Raw genomic sequence first — 18000 nt, 5'->3', positions numbered from 1 at the left:
ATCATTCGGAGTTGCGCGGGGTATTTACCAGAATGCCAGTAATGGATACGTCTTGTTGGGACAACGTCAGTTTCGGCAGCTTATCACCGACATGCGCGACTCTTGCAGGCACGGGAGTGACCCGCGCGGGTTTGGCCTAGATTGAGACGACGGTGACCGATCGTGACACGGATCGACCCTAACCTCGCCGTCGCGACCTGGCTGGCACCGGTGCAGCCGGCCCTGCCCGAGCGGCCCGCCCGGCCGGAGACGAGCGCCGAGGCCGGCGACCTGTGGCGCATCCTCTGGCGGCGCAAGCGGCTCGTGTTCGGGACCGCCCTGCTGCTCGCCCTCCTAACCCTGGCCTATGCCCTGCTCACCCCGTCCCTGTACACGGCGACCGCCCAGATCCTGGTCGATCCGCGTGACCGGCAGGTGGTCTCCAACGACGTGAACCCGGGCACCCTCTCGCCGGATGGCGGCATCGCGCAGGTCGAGAGCCAAGTGAAGGTGATCGAGTCCGACGCGGTGCTGGGCCGGGCCGTGGCCCAGACCGGGCTTGAGACCGAGCCGGGCTTCGGCGTGCCCCGGACCCGGTGGTTCACCCAGGCCGCGTCCACCCTGCGGGAACTCGTGACCGGGCCGCGGCCCGAACGGAGGGTCGACGCGCAGGGCCGCGCCCTCGCCCAGCTCCGGCGCAGGCTCGCGGTGAAGCGCGCCGACAAGGTCTTCGTGATCGACGTGATCGTCACCACCGAGGATCCCGACCTCTCGGCGCGGATCGTCAACGCCATCGCCACCGCCTACCTGACGGACCAGACCGAGGCGCGGGCCGAGGCCGCCCGGCGCGCGGCGGGCGATCTGCGGGGCCGGCTCGACGAGCTGCGCAACGCGGTGAACGCCGCCGACAAGAAGCTCGAGGACTACAAGGCCCGCAACGGCCTGATCACCGCCAGCGGCCGCCTCGTCAACGAGCAGCAGCTGACCGACCTGAACACCCGGCTGGTGGCGGCCCAGGCCCGGACCGCCGACGCGCAGGCCCGCCTTCAGGGGATTCGGGATGCCCGCGGCCGGGCGGTCGGCGCCGGCGCGATGCCGGAGGCGGTCCAGTCCGCGGCGGTCGATCGCCTGCGCGGCCAGTATGCCGAACTCGCCGCCAAGGAGGCGGATCTGCGCACCAATCTCGGCGAGCGCCATCCGTTCATTGCCGCCGTGCGCACCCAGATGCAGGATGTCCGCCGCCTGATCGACGCCGAACTCAACCGCATCGCGGGGGCCGCCGAGACCGAGGCCCACCGCGCCCAGGCCAACGAGCGGACGCTGTCCGCCGAGCTCGGGCGCCTCCGGCAGCAGGCGGCGGTCAACTCTCAATCCTCGGTGCAGCAGCGCGAACTGGAGCGCGAGGTCGAGGCCGCGCGCTCGGTCTACAACAGCTTCCTGGTCCGGGCCCGGGAGATCAAGGAGCAGACCAGCATCGACAGCTCGAACGCGCGGATCATCACGGCGGCCCGTCCGCCGGAGGATCCGAGCTGGCCGCCGCGGCTCATCCTCGTCGCCGCGTCCCTGTTCGGTGGGCTGGGCATCGGCGCCGGGCTGGCGCTGATGCGGGAATATCTCGCGCCCACGGTGCTGTCGCCGCGCCAGCTGGAGCGGATCTCGAACGCGCCGGTCGTGGCGATTCTGCCGGGCCTGCGGCCGCGGGGCGCCAACGCGGCGGCCGCGAGCGTCACGCTCGATCACCTCGCCGCGACCACGGGCAGCCGCGGGCGCTCGATGGTGCTGATGGTAACCTCGGGCGAGTCGGACGAGCTGCAGCGCCGGGCCGTGATCGGGCTGCTGGCCGCGGTGGCGGTCGGGCGGGGCGACCGGGTCCTGCTCGTGGACGCGGATCTGCGCGGTGAGGGATCGAGCGCGGGCGGCCTCCTCGACGTGCTGCGCGGCGAGCAGAGCCTCAACGCGGTGACCGAGACCGATCCCAAATCCGGCGCACGCCGGATCGGGCTCGGCGACACGCGCAAGTCGATCCGCGATGCCCTGACGGTCGACAACATCGAGCGGTTCGTGGCCGGCGTGAAGGCCCGGTTCGAGCTGGTGATCGTGGATGGCGGCGTCCTCAGCGAGAACCTGCGCTTGGGGCCCCTGGCGAATGCGGCCGATCGGGTGCTGATGGTCGCCTGCAACGGCGCGACCCGCCAGCGCGACCTGATCGACCTCGTCGACACCTCCGAGGCACTGGGCCGGCCGATCTCGGGCTCCCTGCTCCTGACGCGGCGGCGGGCGTGAGGATCGCGCGGGCCGAGCCCAATCCGCGCCTCGTTGCGACCCGCAGCTTGCCGGCGCGGGGTGTGCTGTCCTGGGCCGAGTCCCTCGTCTACGTCCTCTGGGCGGCGATCCTCATCGGCGTCTCGGGGGGCCTGCTGTGGGTGTTCGGGCTCAACTATGACGGGCTGACCGGTTCGGCCGCCTCGAAGATCCATCCGGCAACCTATCTCGCGGTCGCGCTGTTCGGCTGGACGCTGCTGCGCGCCGGCAATCCGGTGATTCCGGTGGCGCAGGCCCTGAACCACCGGCCCGCCAGCGTGCTGCTCGCCGTCTGCGGCGTCATGCTCCTCGCCCTGATCGCGGCCCGCGGCGGGACCGGGCTCGCCGGCTCGATCGACACCTTCGTGCTGGCGGGTCTCCTGCCGATCCTGCTCATGGACCGCGATGCCGCGACCCTCGAGCGGATCGCGGTCGTGTTCCACCTCGTCATGCTCGCCAATGCGCTGCTCGGCCTCTACGAGCTTGCCAGCGGCCAGCGCTTCTTCCCGTTCCGCCTCGACGGCGCGGATTTCGCCTGGGACACGCGCTCGGCGGCCCTGCAGGGCCATCCGCTCAGCAATGCGACCGTCACCGCCTGCTACATCCTGGCGCTCGCCGCGGGCGGCGGACGGCTCGGGCCGGCCCAGCGCGCGGGGATGATCGCCCTGCAGCTCGTCGCCCTGGTGACGTTCGGCGGCCGCTCCGCCACCATCGTCACCCTCGTCCTCGGCGGTGCGGTCGGCCTCGTCGCCCTCGGCGGCGTCCTGCGGCGCGGGCGGATTCCGCTGATCGGCGCGGCCTGCGCCTGCTTCGCGCTGACCCTGGTACCGGTCGCCGTGGCGGTCCTGGCCGCGATCGGCTTCTTCGACACGCTGCTGGACCGGTTCACCTCGGACGGCGGGAGCGCGCAGGCCCGGGTCGACATGCTGGCGGTCTTCGACGCGATCCCGTTCCGGGAGCTGCTGCTGGCCCCGGATCTCCTGCACGTCACCACCCTGCGGCGGATCTACGGGCTGGAATGGGGCATCGAGAACTCGATCCTCTCGACCCTGCTCTACCAGGGCATCCTGATGACCACCCTCCTGGTGGTGGCGGTGGGCCTCTACCTCGCTGAGGTCGCGCGCACCTGTCGCCGCGGGGTCTGGCTGCCGATCCTCGCCTTCGTGATCCTCGTCAACACCTTCGAGGGGCTGGCGGGCAAGACCACGCTGCTGGCGAAGTTCGCCCTGATGCTGATCGTCCTGTTTCCGCAGGCGCCGATCCGCGGGCGCACAGCCTGAGAGTCGCCTACGGCGTCACCTTCAGGCCCAAAGCCGCCGCCACGGCCGGATCGACCGCATGGGCGTCGTCCATGAGGCCCAGACCGTCGAACAGGTTCCAGAACGACCACGGGAAGCCCGCCCGTTCGGCCGTCAGCCGCACGTCGCGGAGATAGGCGGCCCGGTCGGCGGACCGTGCGGCCGTGTAGCGGGCATCGGTGCGCAGGGCCCCGAACTCGCCCATCAGCACCCTCTGGCGCGGGATCCCGTAGAGGTCGGCCCAGGTCGCGACCGGCGCCATGGCGGCGGCGAGGTAGGCGGGCCCGGGCTCGGCCTCGCCGTACTCGCGCAGCTTGGCCGCGATCACCGCGCGATCGCGGGCCTTCTCGGCCTGGGGCACCGACCCGTCGGCCGCCATGCGAGCCCGGATCGCCTCCAGCGTCTCCGGCATGCGCGCCCGCGTCCCCGGCCAAGGCACCGCGTTGAGCCAGCGATAGAACGGCTCCTCGGTGAGCCAGGTCGCGCCCTGATGGGAGAACAGGTACGGCTCATAGAAGTGGAAGGTGTAGAGCAGGGGTGCGAATCGCGCGAGCGGCGCCGGATCGAGGGCCGTCAGGCCGGCAACGAGGCTGCCGCACGAGCCCGTCGCCACCAGGGTCAAGGCCGGCGCAGCGGACCGGGCCGCGGTCAGGAGCCCATCCTGCACGCGGGTCCACGCGCCGGCACCGCAGGCCTGCGGCGGCTCGTTGACCGGCTCCAGCGCCACGCGGTCCACCCCCTTCCGGGCGCACAGGCGGGCGAGTTCGCCGACGAGGTCCCGGTAGGCCGGGAACAGCGGCGCCCGCTCGGTGCCGTAGAAGGCGTCCGGCGTGTAGTGGTGGGTCGCGGCATTGGCCTGGACGTTGAGGAGGACGCGCAGGCCGGCCGCCAGCACCATGTCGATCGCGGCCCCTAGGCTCGCGAGGAGTTCGGTCCGGCGCGCGCCCGTGAAGGCCACGAAGGGGCCGGGATCGAGGGGCAGGCGCGCGAAGTCGAAGCCGAGGGCGGAGAGCCGCATCAGGTCGGCGCGGGTCGGCACGGGCCGGTCCGCCTGGAACGGCGGCCAGGCGTAATCGGTGCGCGGTGCCGGATACTCGGTGGTGAGCGAGAACCAGGGCCAGAGCGCGATGCCCCGGCGCAGCGCGATCGGCTCGGCCGCGCTCCGGGCCGGAAGCGCCCCCGCCCCCATCGCGGCAAGGCCGCCCGCGAGCAGCCTCCGCCGACTGGGCCTTACCATTCCGCCCCGGCCGTGGCCCCGACGGGTTCGCCCGTCGGCGCCTTGACGCGTTCCGCCGGGGGATAGCCGCCGAGTTGCCGGACCTCGTCCTCGTAGGTCGCCAGCACGTCGCCCCACCGGAAATTCTCGGCGCGCCGCCGGGCCGCCGCGCGGGCCCCCTCGACCGCATCCGCGTCCGTCAGCACGCGCTCGATCGCGGCGGCACAGGAGGCGACGTCGTCGAAGTAGAACTGCTCATCGCCGGCGGTTCCCCGGTTGAACGGGTTGTCGTGGGCGATCACGGCATTGCCCGCCCACAGCGCCTCCACCAGCGACGGGTTGGTGCCGCCCACCGTGTGACCATGGAGATAGGCCAGCGCATGGACCCGCAGGGCCTGCACCTGATCGGGCTCGTAGATGGCGCCGGGGAACAGGACCTCGGCCGAGGCGGCCGCCTCGACGGCGCGATGATAGCGGTTGTGGACGCTCATGGTGCCGAGGACCACGAGCCGGACACCGCGGTACCGACGCGAGAACGCCTCGACGAGCGTCAGGATGTTGTTGTCGGGCTCGATGCGGGCGATCGAAACGAGATAGCGGCCGGCCTCCAGCCCCAGCGGCGGCGGGCCGACCTCGGCGGGCGGCGGGTCGCCGCCGTACGGGATGGTCACGATCGCCCGCCGCGAGCGCCGGGTGGCCAGATGATCGGCGATGGCCGGATGGTCGGCGACGAGCCGGTGCGAGGACCACGCGGCGATCCATTCGCTCACGTAGAAATAGGCCCGGATCGGGAACGACCATTTCGGGCGGCGCCATTCGATCCCGTCCATGTTGGTCAGGATCCGGGCGCCGCTGATACGCAGGAACGGCAGGAAGGCCGCACCGTTGTAGCCGAGCACGAGGCAGACGCCGCCGCGCCTGGCCGCGTCGCGGGCACAGATGGCGTCGAACGCCAGGGTCGCAGCGGGGCCCTTCAGCGCGACTTCCACGGTGATCCGTTCGATGCCGTTCCAAACCTGCGACGAGATCCGCGTGCCGACCCGGTCGACCTCCCGCTGGCAATACACCCCGACGCACCAGCCCCGGACGGCCAGATAACGGGCGAAGCGCTCCGCAAAAGTCTCGAACCCGCCATGAGCGGCCGGAATTCCGCGCGTTCCTAGAATAAGCACCGCGGGCACCCGATCCGGCATTGTCCTTCCTTCCAATTACGCCGTTTATATTGTAAGAGGGATTGACAGCCAAGTGGGCCGGCAGGTTATCAACCTTTGGTTTTCCAATTCACTCACTATTAATCTCACGGTTGAGGGACTGATATTGCAGGCTCTTCGTGCTGCATTGACCAACGGACACGACGCCTCGGTAGAGCCCGGATCTTGCGGCACGCCGGATCGGGCGATGATTATCACCTGCGTGCATCAGGGTTTCGAGCTCTACGGATCCGACCGCTGCTTCATCGAGACGGTGCGGACCCTTCGCGCCGCCTATCCGGCCGCGCGGATCGACGTGGTCCTGCCGCGGCACGGGCCGATCGTGCCGGCCCTGCGCCCCTTCGCCAGCCGCGTCGTGATCGAGCCGCTGTGGATCCTCCGGCGCAAGGGTCTGGGACGCCGCCTCACCGTCGCGTCGATCGCCCTGCCCCTCGCGGTGCTGCGTGCACTCCGGCGGATCCGCGCGAGCGACCTCGTCTACATCAACACGACCGTGGTGGCCGATTACCTGCTCGCCGCGCGCCTCCTGCCCGGCCGCAGCATCGTCCACATCCACGAGATCCCGGAAGGGGCCGTGCTGAAGGTCCTGCGCGGGTTGATCCGCTGGAGCGGCGCCGACGTGGTGTTCAACTCGCACGCCACAGCCCGCGCCTACGCGCTGCCGGCGCGGGCCAACGCCCGGGTGGTCTACAACGGCATCGCCGGCCCGGCCGCGCCGAACCGGGGCGGGTACGACGGCAGCCGCCCGCTCCGGGTGCTGATGCTCGGGCGCATCAGCCGGATCAAGGGCCAGGACGTGCTGATCGAAGCCGTGGCCGCCCTGCCAGAAGCGCTGCGGCGGCGGATCGAACTGCGCATCGTCGGCAGCGCCTTCGAAGACGACGCGCGCGAGCGCGCCCTGGCGGGCCGAATCGTCGCCGCCGGCCTCGCGGAACAGGTCAGCCTCGAACCCTTCGTGGCCGATCCGGCGCCGCTCTATCGCTGGGCCGATGTGGTGACCATGCCGTCCCAGCGCCCCGAATCCCTCGGCCGGGTGGCGATCGAGGCCATGGCGTACGGCGTTCCGCCGCTCGTGACGGCGATCGGCGGCCTCCCGGAGGTCGTCGAGCACGGGCGGACGGGCTGGATCGTCCCGCCCGGCGGCCCCGAGCCGATCACGCGGGCCCTCGCCGATATGCTCGTCGATCCGGCAGCCTGGCGGGGCTTCGGCCAAGCGGCCCGGGTGCGCTACGAGACGCTGTTCTCGGAGGCGTCCGCGGCTGACGGCATCGCCGCGGCCGTGCGGGCGCCCTTGCAGCGGGCGCGCGAGCGGGGACGTCCCGCGGTTTCGCACGGCTGAATCCGGATGCGCGCAGGCATCAGTGTCGGAACCGGATCGGAGACTGCGCCGCATGGTGTACAAAGCAGAAGTCCGCAATCGAGACCAATATCCGACAGACGGTCTGCACGGCAGAATAGTCCACGAGCTACGCACTCCGTGTGGAGCGCGCCACGGGAACTGGCCGTGACCCGACAATCGCTGAACCGCGCGCTGAACGGCGCGCTGAACGGCGCGCTTGACGATCGGGCTCGATCGGCCGGAGGGAACGCGTAGACATGGATGTCGCCGACTTCATTCAGCGGATCGCCGCGAAGCTCTCGGGCGAGAACCTGCTCGCCGCCGGACTGCTGTTCGCGACCGCGCTGATCTGCGCCCTGATCGCCTACCTGCGCACGGCGGAGAAATACTCGTTCGCCGAGTTCTTCGAGTTCGCGCTCCCCCGGGAGGTGATGACCCATCCCTCCGCCCGGGCGGACCTGCTATTCTACGTCACCCGCAAGGCGATCATGCCGTTCCTGCTGATCCCGGCGGGGGTGACCTTCGTGGTCGCGGTCGGCTACGCCACCAACCGGGTGCTGGGCACGCTGTTCGGCATCGAGCAACCGATCTTCGGCGACCCCGGGCCCGTGACCGTGGTGGTGTTCACCGCCACGATGCTGCTGGCCTACGACCTGTCCTACTACCTCTACCACACGGCCCAGCACCGCTACCCGTTCCTGTGGGAACTCCATAAGGTCCACCACTCGGCCGAGGTGATGGTCGGGATCACCAAGGATCGGGTTCATCCCCTCGACGAGCTGATGAATCGCGTCTGGGACGGCGTGATCCCCGGGATCTGCTTCGGGATCTGGAGCCTGCTGGCCCTGAACCCCGTCGAGCTGACCGTGTTCGGCATCAACGTCTACATCATGCGCAACATCCTGATGATGGACTTCGTGCGGCACACACATTTCAAGATCTCGTTCGGTCGGCTCAACACGATCATCCTGTGCCCGCACTGGCACCAGCTCCACCATTCCACGGCGCCGGAGCATTACGACAAGAATTTCGGCCTGTTGTTCTCGTTCTGGGACCGGCTGTTCGGGACCCTCTGCGTCCCGAAGCCGAACGAGGACTTCAAGTTCGGCCTCGTCGACCGGGATGTCGCCGATTACCAGTCCTTGTCGGGGCTCTACCTGCTGCCGCTGAAGAAGATGGGCCGGCGGATCGCGCGGCAGGTCCGGCGCCTGCGCGGCGTGCCGTCCCAACCCCGGCCGGGGGCCTGACCATGGCGACGGAACGGTTCGAGACGATTCCCACGGCAGAGCGGTTGGCGGCAATAGGTCCCGCCTGGACGGCCCTGTGGGCGAAGAGCGGCGCCCTGATCTTCCAGAGCCACGCCTGGGTCTCCGCGTGGTGGGGGAGCGCGCCAGACCGGGAGCGCCGGGCGCTCGCCATCGTGCTGGCATGGCGGGGCGAGGACCTCGTGGGCGTGCTGCCGCTCGCGACCGTGCGCCGGAGGGGCTTCCGGGTGCTCGAATGGGCCGCCAAGGACTGCTCCGATTTCGGTGATGCGCTGCTCGCCGACCGGACGGACCACGCCCTCGTCCGGCGGATGTGGCGCCATGCCGGTCAGGTCGGCGGCTTCGATCTCGCCTACCTCAACCGCCTTCTGCCGGATGCCGCCGCGCGGACGCTGCTCCAGCCGGACGGGGGCGGGGTGCGGCTGCGCCTGAACCACCGGGACGAGGCGAACTGGCGGGTGCGCGGCCCCTGGACGACGGGCCAGGCGTGGTTCGACGCACAATCGAAGAAGACCCGGCAGAATTACCGGCGCGGCCAGAAGGCCCTGCGTGAACGCGGCCCCCTCGCCTTCCGCCGGCTCGGGCCGGAGGAGCCCCTCGGGCCGGTGCTCGACCGGCTGACTACCTTCAAGCGGGCTTGGCTCCAGCGCCATGGCCTCGCCTCCACGTCCTTCTACGACGCGGGTTCCCGGGCGCTGCCCGCGATGGTGGAGGTTCTGGCCGAGGCCGGGCTGCTGCACGCCTTCGTGTTGGAATGCGGCGGCGCCGTCGTGGCGGTGTCGATCAACTTCGTCCAGGCCGGCGCGATGATGGCCTTCGTCACCACCTACGATCCGGAGGTGGAACGCGCCTCGCCCGGCATGGTGCTGATGATGGACTACATCATGTGGTCGATCGACCACGGGCTTCACACGGTGGATTTCCTCTGCGGCGACGAGGGGTTCAAGGGCCGGTTCGGCACCGAGGCCCTGACCCTCGCCTCGATGACGGGCGCGCGGACGCCTCAGGGCAGCGCGGCCCAACTCGTGGACCGGGCGCAGCACGCATGGCGCCAGCGCTTCGGCAAGCCCGCGGATGCGGCCGGAGCGACGACGGCCGCCGAAGCGGCCTGACGGTCAGGCGAGGCCGACCCGGATCGCCGCGACGCAGCGGGCGAGATCATCGTCGTCGACCCAGACATGGGGACTGAGCCGCAGCGCTCCCGAGCGCTCGCTCGCGTAGACCGCGTGTCGGCGCAGGCCCTCCACGAACCCGGCGGGCAGTCCGCCCGGCCGCCGCACGCCGAGGATGTGGGGTGCGCGCAGGCTCCGCGGCGCGATCGGCAGATCGAGCGCGCCCAGCGCCTCCGCGAGGCGGTCCGTCAGGCCGCGCAGGCGGGCCGTCACCGCCGGCACACCCCAGCCGGCGATCAGCTCCAGTCCGGTCGCCGCCATCGGCAGGGCCACGGGATCGTTCAGCTCACCCCGGTCGTAGCGCCGGGCGCCCACGGCCGGCGGACGGTTGCCGACATGCTCGTCGAGCGCCGCACCGTCCTGCCGGTACGGCGCTGCGTACAGGAAGGCGAGGCCGTAGGGTCCGAGCACCCACTTGTAGGTCGGGAATGCCAGGAAATCGGGCCGCCAGCGGGCCACGTCCACCGGCATGGCACCGACCGCCTGCGTCGCGTCGATGACCAGGGCCGCACCGGTCGCGTGGACCGCCGGCGCAAGGCGGTCGAGGTCGATCAGGCTCCCGTCGGTCCAGTGCAGCGGGGTCAGGGTCGCGAGCGCGAGCGGCGGCGCACCCGGGCGCGCGATCGCATCGAGCAACGCAGCGGTCCAGTCCCCATCCGCGGGACGCGCGACCTCCTCCACGGCGAGACCACGTTCGGTGGCCAGCCGGTCGAAGGCGAAGCGCAGGGACGGGAACTCGTCGGCCACCCGCAGCAGGCGACCGCCCGGGCTGGGCGCAAGGTTGCGCGCGGCAATCGCCATGGCCTGGCTGACCGCGCCGACGATCGCGACATCGTCCGGCCCGGCGCCGATCAGCCCGGCCGCCGCGGCCCGGGCGCGCTCGACCCAGGGGAAGACCGCTTCGCGCGGATGGTCCCAGGGGCGGCTCTTGGCCAGGAGGCCGGACTCGCCGGCGGCGCGCACGCAGCGCGGCAGCGGCGACCACGCCGCCGCATCGAGGTAGCTGACCGCATCCGGCACCTCGAACAGGTGGCGCTGGCAGGGAAGTTCTGCGGCGATCGATGGGGCGGGCGGAGACATGACGGGCCGGACCGTAGCGGATCGGACGCGCAGGGGCGATGCGTCGCGCCGATTCCCGGGGCTTGATCGCGCGATCCCGATGCCGCAAGCCCAGACACCATCGCCCGCGAGCCCGCCCCGTGCCGACCCGCCCGTCCCAGCCTGATCCTGAGCCATCATGGGTCGTCTGAGTTCCGACTGCTTCGACACGGCGCCGGCCCCGATGCGGGTCGCCGACGCGGTGGCGCTGATCCGGCAGCGCCTGCCGGTGCTCGCCGGCATCGAGACGGTGCCGCTGGCGCAGGCCGATGGCCGGATCCTGGCCGAGGATCTGACCGCCCCCCTCGACCTGCCGCCCTTCGACAACGCCGCGGTGGACGGCTACGCCTTCCGGGCCGCCGATCTCGCCTCCGGTTCGGACAGCCTGCCCCTCGGCGGCCGCATTCCGGCGGGGCATGCGCCGATCGGCACGGGCGCGGGTCACGCGGTGCGGATCTTCACCGGCGCCCCGATGCCCCCGGGCACCGACACCGTGGCCATGCAGGAGGACGTCCGGATCGCGGGCGAGGTCGTGCATCTGCCCGCGGGCCTCGCACCGGGCGCCAACCGCCGCCGGGCCGGCGAGGATATCGCCCGCGGCAGCCGCGCGATCCCCGCCGGGACCCGGCTCGGCCCGCGGCATCTGGCGCTCGCGGCCGCGCTCGGGCGGTCCGATCTGCGCCTGCGCGTGCCCCTCAGGGTGGCGCTGTTCTCCACCGGCGACGAACTGACCCCGCCGGGCGAGCCCCTGCCGCCCGCCGGCATCCACGATGCCAACCGGCCGATGCTCGCGGCGCTCCTGCGCCGGCTCGGCGCGGAGCCGGTCGATTGTGGCATCCTGCGCGACGCGCCCGGACCGGTGCGCGACCGCCTCGCGGCCGCCGCCTCGGATCACGACCTGATCCTGACCTCGGGGGGCGTGTCGGTCGGCGAGGAGGATCACGTCCGCGCCGCCGTCGCGGCCTCCGGGGCGCTCACGCTCTGGCGCCTCGCGATCAAGCCGGGCCGTCCGGTCGCGCTCGGGACCGTGGCGGGGACGCCCTTCGTCGGGCTGCCGGGCAACCCGGCCGCCGCCTACGTCACGGCACTCGCCGTCCTCAAGCCCCTGGTGCTGCACCTTTCGGGGACGGAGGACACGGCGCCGCTCCTGACCGTGCGCAGCGGCTTCGCGTTGCAGAAACGCATGGGCCGGCGGGAATACCTGCGGGTGTGTCTCCGCCCGGGCGGAGCGGGGCTGCCCGAAGCCATCCTGGCGCCGGGCGGTGCCCTGACGGGCTTGTCGGCCAGCGACGGGCTGGTCGAACTGGACGAGGACCTGACCGCGATCCGCGTCGGCGACGCACTGCCGTACCGGCCGCATGGGGATCTTGGCTGACGGGCAACTGGCATCGGGAACGTCGCCGCGACCACCCTCGCCTCCAAACCCGGCATCGACATCGACCAACCTTGATATATACTCATTGTATATACAGGAGGGCGGGAATGACACGGACGCGGGTTTTTCGATCCGGCAACAGCCAAGCAGTCCGGATACCGATCGAGTTTCGACTGAAGGGGCCTGAGGTAGAGATTTATCGGCGGGGCGATGAGATCATCCTGCGCGATGTCCAAGACCGCGACCTGTCAGCGGCATTCGATTTGCTCACGCAACTTCCGCTCGATGACTTCGTACGCGACGATGGCCCGCCGCAGGATCGCGAAACGCCGTGACTCCGCGTTTCATGCTGGACACCAATATCTGCATCCATATCCGCCGTGCGAGGCCACTGCAGGTGTTGGAACGTTTTCGTTCGCTCAAGCCCGGCGAAGTCGTGATGTCGCCGATCACCTTGGGCGAACTCCTGTTCGGCGTGGAGAAGATCCGCGACACCCCGAGATTCGTCGAGGCGAGTCGGGCGCTTGCCGAACTGGCGCAGCTCATCCCGACGGCGCCCTTCGACGCATCGACAGCGGGGCAATACGCGCTGTTTCGTGCGAAGCTTCAGAGAGCCGGACAGGTCATCGGAAACAACGATCTCTGGATTGCGGCGCACGCGGCCGCGCTCGACGTGACGCTGGTGACCGACAACACGCTTGAATTCGATCGGCTGAAGCCTGATCTGCGCGTCGAGAACTGGGCCACCGGGGTAGCGGGCTCGGCCGTGTAGCGACGCCGTCACCGCGATTCGCCCCACGTTCCGACGCGTTTGCGCCTTCCCGGACGGGACACCGCAATCGGGAGCCTGTACAGCGACCGTTCGTTGAAGTCCTCACCCGCCTGAGATCCCGTGCCCCTGCTCGCAGACCGTGCCCCCGCCAAGGTCAACCTGACGCTCCATATCCTCGGGCGGCGTGCGGATGACGGCTACCACGCGCTGGAGAGCCTCGTAGCCTTCGCGGGCACCGCCGACCGGCTGACCCTGGACCCCGCCGCACCCCTCGGGCTGGCCGTCTCAGGCCCCACCGCCGGGCCGGCCGGCCCGACCGGCGACAACCTCGTCCTGCGCGCGGCGCGCCACCTCGCGGCGCGGGTTCCGGATCTGCGCACGGGCGCCTTCCACCTGACGAAGCGCCTTCCGGTGGCGGCCGGCATCGGTGGGGGCTCCTCCGATGCCGCCGCGGCGTTGCGCCTGCTCGCCCAGCTCAACGGGCTGTCGCTGGATGATGCCGCCGTGGTCGCGGCGGCGCGGCAGACGGGGGCCGATGTCCCGGTCTGCCTGGATCCGCGGGCCCGGATGATGTGCGGCGTCGGCGAAGAGATCGGCGCGCCGCTCGACCTCGCGCCGCTGCCGGCGGTGCTGATCAATCCCGGTGTCCCGGTGCCGACCGCGCCGGTGTTCAAGGCGCTGGGCCTCGCGGTCGGGCAGAGCCTGCCCGGGGCAGCGCATCCCGCGATCCGCCAAGGGCTCGACAACGACGCCCTCGTGGCGGCCATCGCTCCCGCCCGGAACGACCTGGAGCCCCCGGCGCTCACGGTGGCGCCGGTGATCGGGACCGTCCTGGCGGCCCTGCGCGACCACGGCTGCCGGCTCGCCCGGATGTCGGGCTCGGGTGCGACGGTGTTCGCGCTGTTCGCCGACCGGCGCGGGGCGGTTCGAGCGGCCTCCTCCCTGCGCGCCGCCCATCCGGATTGGTGGGTGGCGCCGACCTTCCTGCGCTGAGGCCCGCCGGGTTCAGGCCGGGTCAGCCTCGTAGATCGTGACGACGCCGCCGGCCTCCGGGACAATCACGCGCCAGCGCATTGCGTGCGGCAGGTCGCCCGGATCGATCGCGCTGGCGACGCCGCTGACGACATCGAAGGTCGCCAGCCGCCCGGACTCGTCGCGGCCGCACAGATAGGCGCTGCCGTCGCCGAGATGGAGGGCGGCTGGATTCGCGGCGCCCTGGCCGGATCGGATATCGCCGATCGCCCCATTGGGCGTCAGGACGGCGCCGCGCAACGCGAGGACATCCGTATCTACGCGAAGGCCGGATACGATCGGCAAATGGCCTCCCCCGCCGCTGCGCCGGTTGAGCAGCAGCGCCTCGCGTCGCCCGTCCCGGGTGACGACGAGGGCGAGATCCGGCCCGTCGGCTCCCGCCGCTAGATAGCACGCGCCGGGCTTGAGCCGATCGAGGGGGATCGTCCGTCCCGGGATGCGAATCACCACACTCATGCTCCCGATCCCGCCCGGCGCTCGTTCCGGCCCCTCCGGAAGAACGCGCTGCGCTCGGCCTCGGCCCGCACGACGGTCGCGCGCACCTGCAACAGGTCCTTGCGGGTCAGCAATCCGACCAAGCGTCCGCTCTGCGGATCGATGACCGGCAGGCGGCCCTGACCGGCCGACAGCATGACGTCGAGGGCGTGCGAGACCACGTCGCCCGGATGGACCAGGGCAATATCGGCATCCGAGACGCGCTCGCCGAGCGTATCCTCCATCGGATCGCTCACTTGGTCCTCCGCGGTCCAGCGCAGGGCGTCGCTGCGCGAGACCATCCCGACCGGCCGGTCCACCGCATCGACGACCGGGTAGGCATGGTGAGCGCCGGCCTCGATGGCGGAGAGCGCCTCCGTCAGCGGCAGCTCGGCGCTCAGCGTGTCCACGGTCCGGGTCATCACCGCCTCCACCCGGGTGAATTCGTACGGGTCGATCCCGTATTCCCGGGTGATGTGCTGGCCGCGCCGGGCGATCTTTTCCGTGAGGATCGAGCGCTTCAGGAGCAGCACGGTCACCGCGTAGGCCGTCATGGTTGCGGCCAGCAACGGTGCGAGGGCGGCGACGTCGCCCGTCACCTCGACCGCGAACACCACGCCCGTGAGCGGCGCCGGCAGCGTGCCGCCGAGCATCGCCGCCATCCCGATCAGCGCCCAGAACCCGTGGGCGCCCGGCAGCAGCAGGCCGATCAGCCATCCCACCGCCCCGCCCAGGATCAGCAGCGGCGCGAGCACGCCGCCCGAGGTGCCCGACGACAGGGCGGCGAGCCAGATCACCGCCTTCACGAGCAGGATCGTCACGACGGCGCCCACCAGCATGTGGCCGGACAACAGGTCGTGGATCACGTCGTAGCCGACGCCGAGCGCCCGCGGCTCGACGAGGCCGCCCAGACCCACCACGACGGCGCCGAGGGCCGGCCACCACATCCAGTGGAGGGGTAACCGGCCGAACCCGTCCTCGAGGGCATAGAGTGCCCGGGTCAGGACGCCCGAGATCACGCCGCAGGCGAGGCCCAAAGCCGCGCAGGCCGGCAGGCCCCACCAGGGCAGCGCGGGGTTGTCGGTGAAGGGAAACAGCGGGCCCGCCCCGAACAGGGCCGGACGCCAGCAGGCCGCCGTCACCGCGCCGACCGTCACCGGGACGAGGCTGCGCGGGCGCCACTCGAACAGCAGGACCTCGACGGCGAGCAGCACGGCCGCCACGGGGGTCCCGAAGATCGCCGTCATGCCGGCGGCGGCGCCCGCCACCAGCAGGGTCTTCCGCTCGGCGGCGCTCAGGTGGAAGAACTGCGCGAACAGCGAGCCGACCGCGCCGCCCGTGACGATGATCGGCCCCTCGGCGCCGAACGGTCCGCCGGTGCCGATCGCGACCGCGGAGGAGAGGGGCTTCAGCAAAGCCACCTTGGGCGACATCCGGCTGCCCCCGATCAGGATCGCCTCCATGGCCTCCGGGATGCCGTGGCCGCGGATCTTGTCCGAGCCGTAACGCGCCATGGCGCCGACGATCAGCGCGCCGATCACGGGGATCCCCACCATCCACGGGCCCGGCGTGGCGCCGGCGAGGGAGGTCAGGGCCGTGTCGAACCGGCCGTACCACGCGAGATTGGTCACGAGCCCGATCAGCGTCAGCAGGATCCACGCCGTGCCGCTCGCCGCGGTGCCGGTGACGATCGCCATCCCGGCCAGGATCACCACGCGCCGGTCGGCGCTGAAATCCCCCAGCGCCCGGCGCCGCGGCCCCTCGCCGCTGCGCCCGAACTCGGTCCCACCGTCCATTACGGTTCTCCCCCATCGATCACAGCCATTTATATCGGATTACGATATATACAAGCGACGCTCGACGGCTCAGCAAGCGCGCCGGTGCCGGCCGGCATGGGATGCGCATGAGCGCCCGATCACCGGGGGGATGGCGATGGATGCCTCAGGGGACGAGCGGCTATCGACCGAGCAGTATGCGGCGCTGGCGCGGTTCCGCTTTCAGCTGCGACGATTCCTGGCGTTCAGCGAAGCCGCGGCCGCCCGGGCCGGGCTGCCGCCGCAGCAGCATCAGGCCCTGCTGACCCTGGCCGGCCATGTCGACCGCACCCCGGCCACCGTCGGGCTGCTGGCGGAGCAACTGCTCATCGCGCCCCACAGCGCCGCCGAACTGGTCGCCCGCATGGTCGATGCCGGATTGCTGTCAAAGACGCGGGCCGCGGAGGATCGCCGCCGGAGCGAGCTGACGCTCACGCCCCGCGCCGAGGCGCTGCTGCGGACGCTGACGGCGGCCCATCTGGAGGAGTTGCGCGGGCTGGCGCCCGCCCTGGCGGAGGCACTGGGGTCCGCGACGCGTTGAGTCGGACCGGCATCGCAGTTCCGGCAGCGATGCGCCGCTTCAGCGCGCCCGCGCCACGCAGAAATCGATGGCCCCGTTGAGCGCCGCCTTCACCGGGCCATCCGGAAACACGTCGAGCGCCGTCCGGGCCTCGGCGCCGTAATGGTGGGCGCGGGCCACGGTCTCCTCCAGGGCGCCATGGCGCTGGAGCAGGTCGAGGGCGGTCTCCAGATCGCCGTCCCGGATCTCGCCCTGCTGGAGGGTCCGCCGCCAGAAGCCGCGCTCGCCCTCGCTGCCCCGGCGGTAGGCGAGCACGATCGGCAGGGTGATCTTGCCCTCGCGAAAGTCGTCGCCGACGTTCTTGCCGAGCTCGGCCGAGGTGCCACCGTAATCGAGCACGTCGTCGATCAGCTGGAACGCGATGCCGAGGCTCATGCCGTAGGACCGCGCCGCCGCCTGCTCGGCCTCGGGGCGTCCGGCCAGAACCGGCCCGACCTCGCAGGCCGCCGCGAACAGCTCGGCGGTCTTGCCGCGGATCACCGCGAGATAGGCGGCCTCGTCGGTCTCCAGGTTCTTGGCGTTGGTGAGCTGCATCACCTCGCCCTCGGCGATCACCGTGGCGGCGGCGGAGAGGATGTCGAGCGCCCTCAACGAGCCGACCTCCACCATCATTCGGAAGGCTTGGCCGAGCAGGAAGTCGCCCACCAGCACGGACGCCTCGTTGCCCCACTTGATCCGGGCCGCGACACGGCCGCGGCGCATGTCGCTCTCGTCGACCACATCGTCGTGCAGGAGCGTGGCCGTGTGCATGAACTCGACGCTGGCGGCGAGCTTCACGTCGCCGTCGGTATCCCCGGCGTAGCCGCAGAGCTTGGCGCAGGCGAGGGTCAGGATCGGGCGCAGGCGCTTGCCGCCGGAGGCGATCAGGTGGTTCGCCACCTCCGGGATCATCGTCACCTCGGAACCCGTCCGCGACAGGATCGTGGTGTTGACCCGCGCCATGCCGTCCGTCACCAGCGCGACGAGGTCGTTCAGCCCCGCCTCGACCTCAGGCTTCGGGTTCTCGATGGACAGGGCCATACCCAAGATGCGTGACCTCCAGACCGGTTCCGCCCCGGGCGGCGGGCGATCCCT

Annotated in this window: 16 protein-coding genes; 10 read left to right on the top strand and 6 right to left on the bottom strand. The window is 71.3% G+C overall.

The genetic code is table 11. The annotated features are described in order from the left end of the window. The first annotated feature begins 162 nt into the window (after nt 1-162). Nucleotides 163-2262, top strand: coding sequence for a GumC family protein (locus AAHG09_RS10765; protein ID WP_342107080.1), 2100 nt, complete (start codon nt 163-165; stop codon nt 2260-2262). Further along, entirely contained in the window at nt 2259-3560 is a 1302-nt protein-coding gene (locus AAHG09_RS10760; protein ID WP_412760015.1) for a VpsF family polysaccharide biosynthesis protein, read from the top strand. Before AAHG09_RS10765 ends, AAHG09_RS10760 begins: the two co-directional genes overlap by 4 nt. Before the next feature lie 7 nt (nt 3561-3567). On the opposite strand, the gene AAHG09_RS10755 is transcribed toward AAHG09_RS10760, so the two are convergent. Both AAHG09_RS10755 and AAHG09_RS10750 read right to left on the bottom strand, forming a co-directional pair. Further along, nucleotides 3568-4815, bottom strand: coding sequence for a glycoside hydrolase family 5 protein (locus AAHG09_RS10755; protein WP_342107079.1), 1248 nt, complete (start codon nt 4813-4815; stop codon nt 3568-3570). Next, nucleotides 4809-5987 (bottom strand): DUF1972 domain-containing protein, encoded by a 1179-nt coding sequence (locus AAHG09_RS10750; protein WP_342107078.1) that lies wholly within the window; start codon nt 5985-5987, stop codon nt 4809-4811. The genes AAHG09_RS10755 and AAHG09_RS10750 overlap by 7 nt, the downstream gene beginning before the upstream one ends. Before the next feature lie 205 nt (nt 5988-6192). Here AAHG09_RS10750 and AAHG09_RS10745 point away from each other — a divergent pair, with 205 nt between their 5' ends. The 3 genes from AAHG09_RS10745 to AAHG09_RS10735 all read left to right on the top strand — a co-directional run bounded on the left by AAHG09_RS10745 (nt 6193) and on the right by AAHG09_RS10735 (nt 9721). Further along, the gene (locus AAHG09_RS10745; protein WP_342107077.1) at nt 6193-7344 is read left to right on the top strand and encodes a glycosyltransferase family 4 protein; all 1152 of its coding nucleotides are present in this window, start codon (nt 6193-6195) and stop codon (nt 7342-7344) included. Between the two features lie 257 nt (nt 7345-7601). Then, nucleotides 7602-8591 carry a sterol desaturase family protein gene (locus AAHG09_RS10740; protein ID WP_342107076.1) on the top strand — a complete coding sequence of 330 codons (990 nt, stop codon included), beginning with the start codon at nt 7602-7604 and terminating at the stop codon, nt 8589-8591. Between the two features lie 2 nt (nt 8592-8593). Further along, entirely contained in the window at nt 8594-9721 is a 1128-nt protein-coding gene (locus AAHG09_RS10735) for a GNAT family N-acetyltransferase (protein ID WP_342107074.1), read from the top strand. Nucleotides 9722-9724: 3 nt separating this feature from the next. Here the strand turns inward: AAHG09_RS10735 and AAHG09_RS10730 are convergent, their stop codons facing one another. Next, nucleotides 9725-10861: an aminotransferase class V-fold PLP-dependent enzyme gene (locus AAHG09_RS10730; RefSeq protein ID WP_342107073.1), complete on the bottom strand. Its 1137-nt coding sequence runs from the start codon at nt 10859-10861 to the stop codon at nt 9725-9727. 157 nt (nt 10862-11018) lie between these two features. Between AAHG09_RS10730 and AAHG09_RS10725 the strand changes: the two genes are divergently transcribed. The 4 genes from AAHG09_RS10725 (at nt 11019) to AAHG09_RS10710 (ending at nt 14019) form a co-directional block, all read left to right on the top strand. After that, nucleotides 11019-12254 (top strand): molybdopterin molybdotransferase MoeA, encoded by a 1236-nt coding sequence (locus AAHG09_RS10725; protein ID WP_342107072.1) that lies wholly within the window; start codon nt 11019-11021, stop codon nt 12252-12254. Between the two features lie 107 nt (nt 12255-12361). Beyond that, nucleotides 12362-12589 carry an antitoxin gene (locus tag AAHG09_RS10720; protein WP_342107070.1) on the top strand — a complete coding sequence of 76 codons (228 nt, stop codon included), beginning with the start codon at nt 12362-12364 and terminating at the stop codon, nt 12587-12589. Between the two features lie 11 nt (nt 12590-12600). Next, complete coding sequence (locus AAHG09_RS10715; protein WP_342107068.1) at nt 12601-13026, top strand: type II toxin-antitoxin system VapC family toxin; 426 nt, start codon at nt 12601-12603, stop codon at nt 13024-13026. A 120-nt stretch (nt 13027-13146) separates the two neighbouring features. Then, nucleotides 13147-14019: a 4-(cytidine 5'-diphospho)-2-C-methyl-D-erythritol kinase gene (locus AAHG09_RS10710; RefSeq protein WP_342107066.1), complete on the top strand. Its 873-nt coding sequence runs from the start codon at nt 13147-13149 to the stop codon at nt 14017-14019. 12 nt (nt 14020-14031) lie between these two features. Here AAHG09_RS10710 and AAHG09_RS10705 read toward each other — a convergent pair whose 3' ends face one another. Together AAHG09_RS10705 and AAHG09_RS10700 are read right to left on the bottom strand one after the other, a co-directional pair. Then, the gene (locus tag AAHG09_RS10705; protein ID WP_342107065.1) at nt 14032-14514 is read right to left on the bottom strand and encodes a hypothetical protein; all 483 of its coding nucleotides are present in this window, start codon (nt 14512-14514) and stop codon (nt 14032-14034) included. After that, the gene (locus AAHG09_RS10700; protein ID WP_342107064.1) at nt 14511-16328 is read right to left on the bottom strand and encodes a chloride channel protein; all 1818 of its coding nucleotides are present in this window, start codon (nt 16326-16328) and stop codon (nt 14511-14513) included. Before AAHG09_RS10700 ends, AAHG09_RS10705 begins: the two co-directional genes overlap by 4 nt. Nucleotides 16329-16458: 130 nt before the next feature. Here AAHG09_RS10700 and AAHG09_RS10695 point away from each other — a divergent pair, with 130 nt between their 5' ends. Further along, the gene (locus tag AAHG09_RS10695) at nt 16459-16887 is read left to right on the top strand and encodes a MarR family winged helix-turn-helix transcriptional regulator (protein ID WP_342107062.1); all 429 of its coding nucleotides are present in this window, start codon (nt 16459-16461) and stop codon (nt 16885-16887) included. Nucleotides 16888-16926: 39 nt separating this feature from the next. On the opposite strand, the gene AAHG09_RS10690 is transcribed toward AAHG09_RS10695, so the two are convergent. After that, nucleotides 16927-17946: a polyprenyl synthetase family protein gene (locus AAHG09_RS10690; protein ID WP_342107395.1), complete on the bottom strand. Its 1020-nt coding sequence runs from the start codon at nt 17944-17946 to the stop codon at nt 16927-16929. Nucleotides 17947-18000 lie beyond the last annotated feature (54 nt).

Source organism: Methylobacterium guangdongense (assembly GCF_038442355.1).
Taxonomy (GTDB): Bacteria; Pseudomonadota; Alphaproteobacteria; order Rhizobiales; family Beijerinckiaceae; genus Methylobacterium; species Methylobacterium guangdongense.
Note: the sequence above shows the minus strand (reverse complement) of the source record. Positions and strands in the feature narration are given on the sequence as shown.

Bases quoted from the DNA above. Each gene is read 5' to 3' on its own strand.
- AAHG09_RS10755 (WP_342107079.1), bottom strand. From the start codon at position 4,815: ATGGTAAGGCCCAGTCGGCGGAGGCTGCTCGCGGGCGGCCTTGCCGCG.
- AAHG09_RS10750 (WP_342107078.1), bottom strand. From the start codon at position 5,987: ATGCCGGATCGGGTGCCCGCGGTGCTTATTCTAGGAACGCGCGGAATT.
- AAHG09_RS10745 (WP_342107077.1), top strand. From the start codon at position 6,193: ATGATTATCACCTGCGTGCATCAGGGTTTCGAGCTCTACGGATCCGAC.
- AAHG09_RS10740 (WP_342107076.1), top strand. From the start codon at position 7,602: ATGGATGTCGCCGACTTCATTCAGCGGATCGCCGCGAAGCTCTCGGGC.
- AAHG09_RS10735 (WP_342107074.1), top strand. From the start codon at position 8,594: ATGGCGACGGAACGGTTCGAGACGATTCCCACGGCAGAGCGGTTGGCG.
- AAHG09_RS10730 (WP_342107073.1), bottom strand. From the start codon at position 10,861: ATGTCTCCGCCCGCCCCATCGATCGCCGCAGAACTTCCCTGCCAGCGC.
- AAHG09_RS10725 (WP_342107072.1), top strand. From the start codon at position 11,019: ATGGGTCGTCTGAGTTCCGACTGCTTCGACACGGCGCCGGCCCCGATG.
- AAHG09_RS10720 (WP_342107070.1), top strand. From the start codon at position 12,362: ATGACACGGACGCGGGTTTTTCGATCCGGCAACAGCCAAGCAGTCCGG.
- AAHG09_RS10715 (WP_342107068.1), top strand. From the start codon at position 12,601: ATGCTGGACACCAATATCTGCATCCATATCCGCCGTGCGAGGCCACTG.
- AAHG09_RS10705 (WP_342107065.1), bottom strand. From the start codon at position 14,514: ATGAGTGTGGTGATTCGCATCCCGGGACGGACGATCCCCCTCGATCGG.
- AAHG09_RS10700 (WP_342107064.1), bottom strand. From the start codon at position 16,328: ATGGACGGTGGGACCGAGTTCGGGCGCAGCGGCGAGGGGCCGCGGCGC.
- AAHG09_RS10695 (WP_342107062.1), top strand. From the start codon at position 16,459: ATGGCGATGGATGCCTCAGGGGACGAGCGGCTATCGACCGAGCAGTAT.
- AAHG09_RS10690 (WP_342107395.1), bottom strand. From the start codon at position 17,946: ATGGCCCTGTCCATCGAGAACCCGAAGCCTGAGGTCGAGGCGGGGCTG.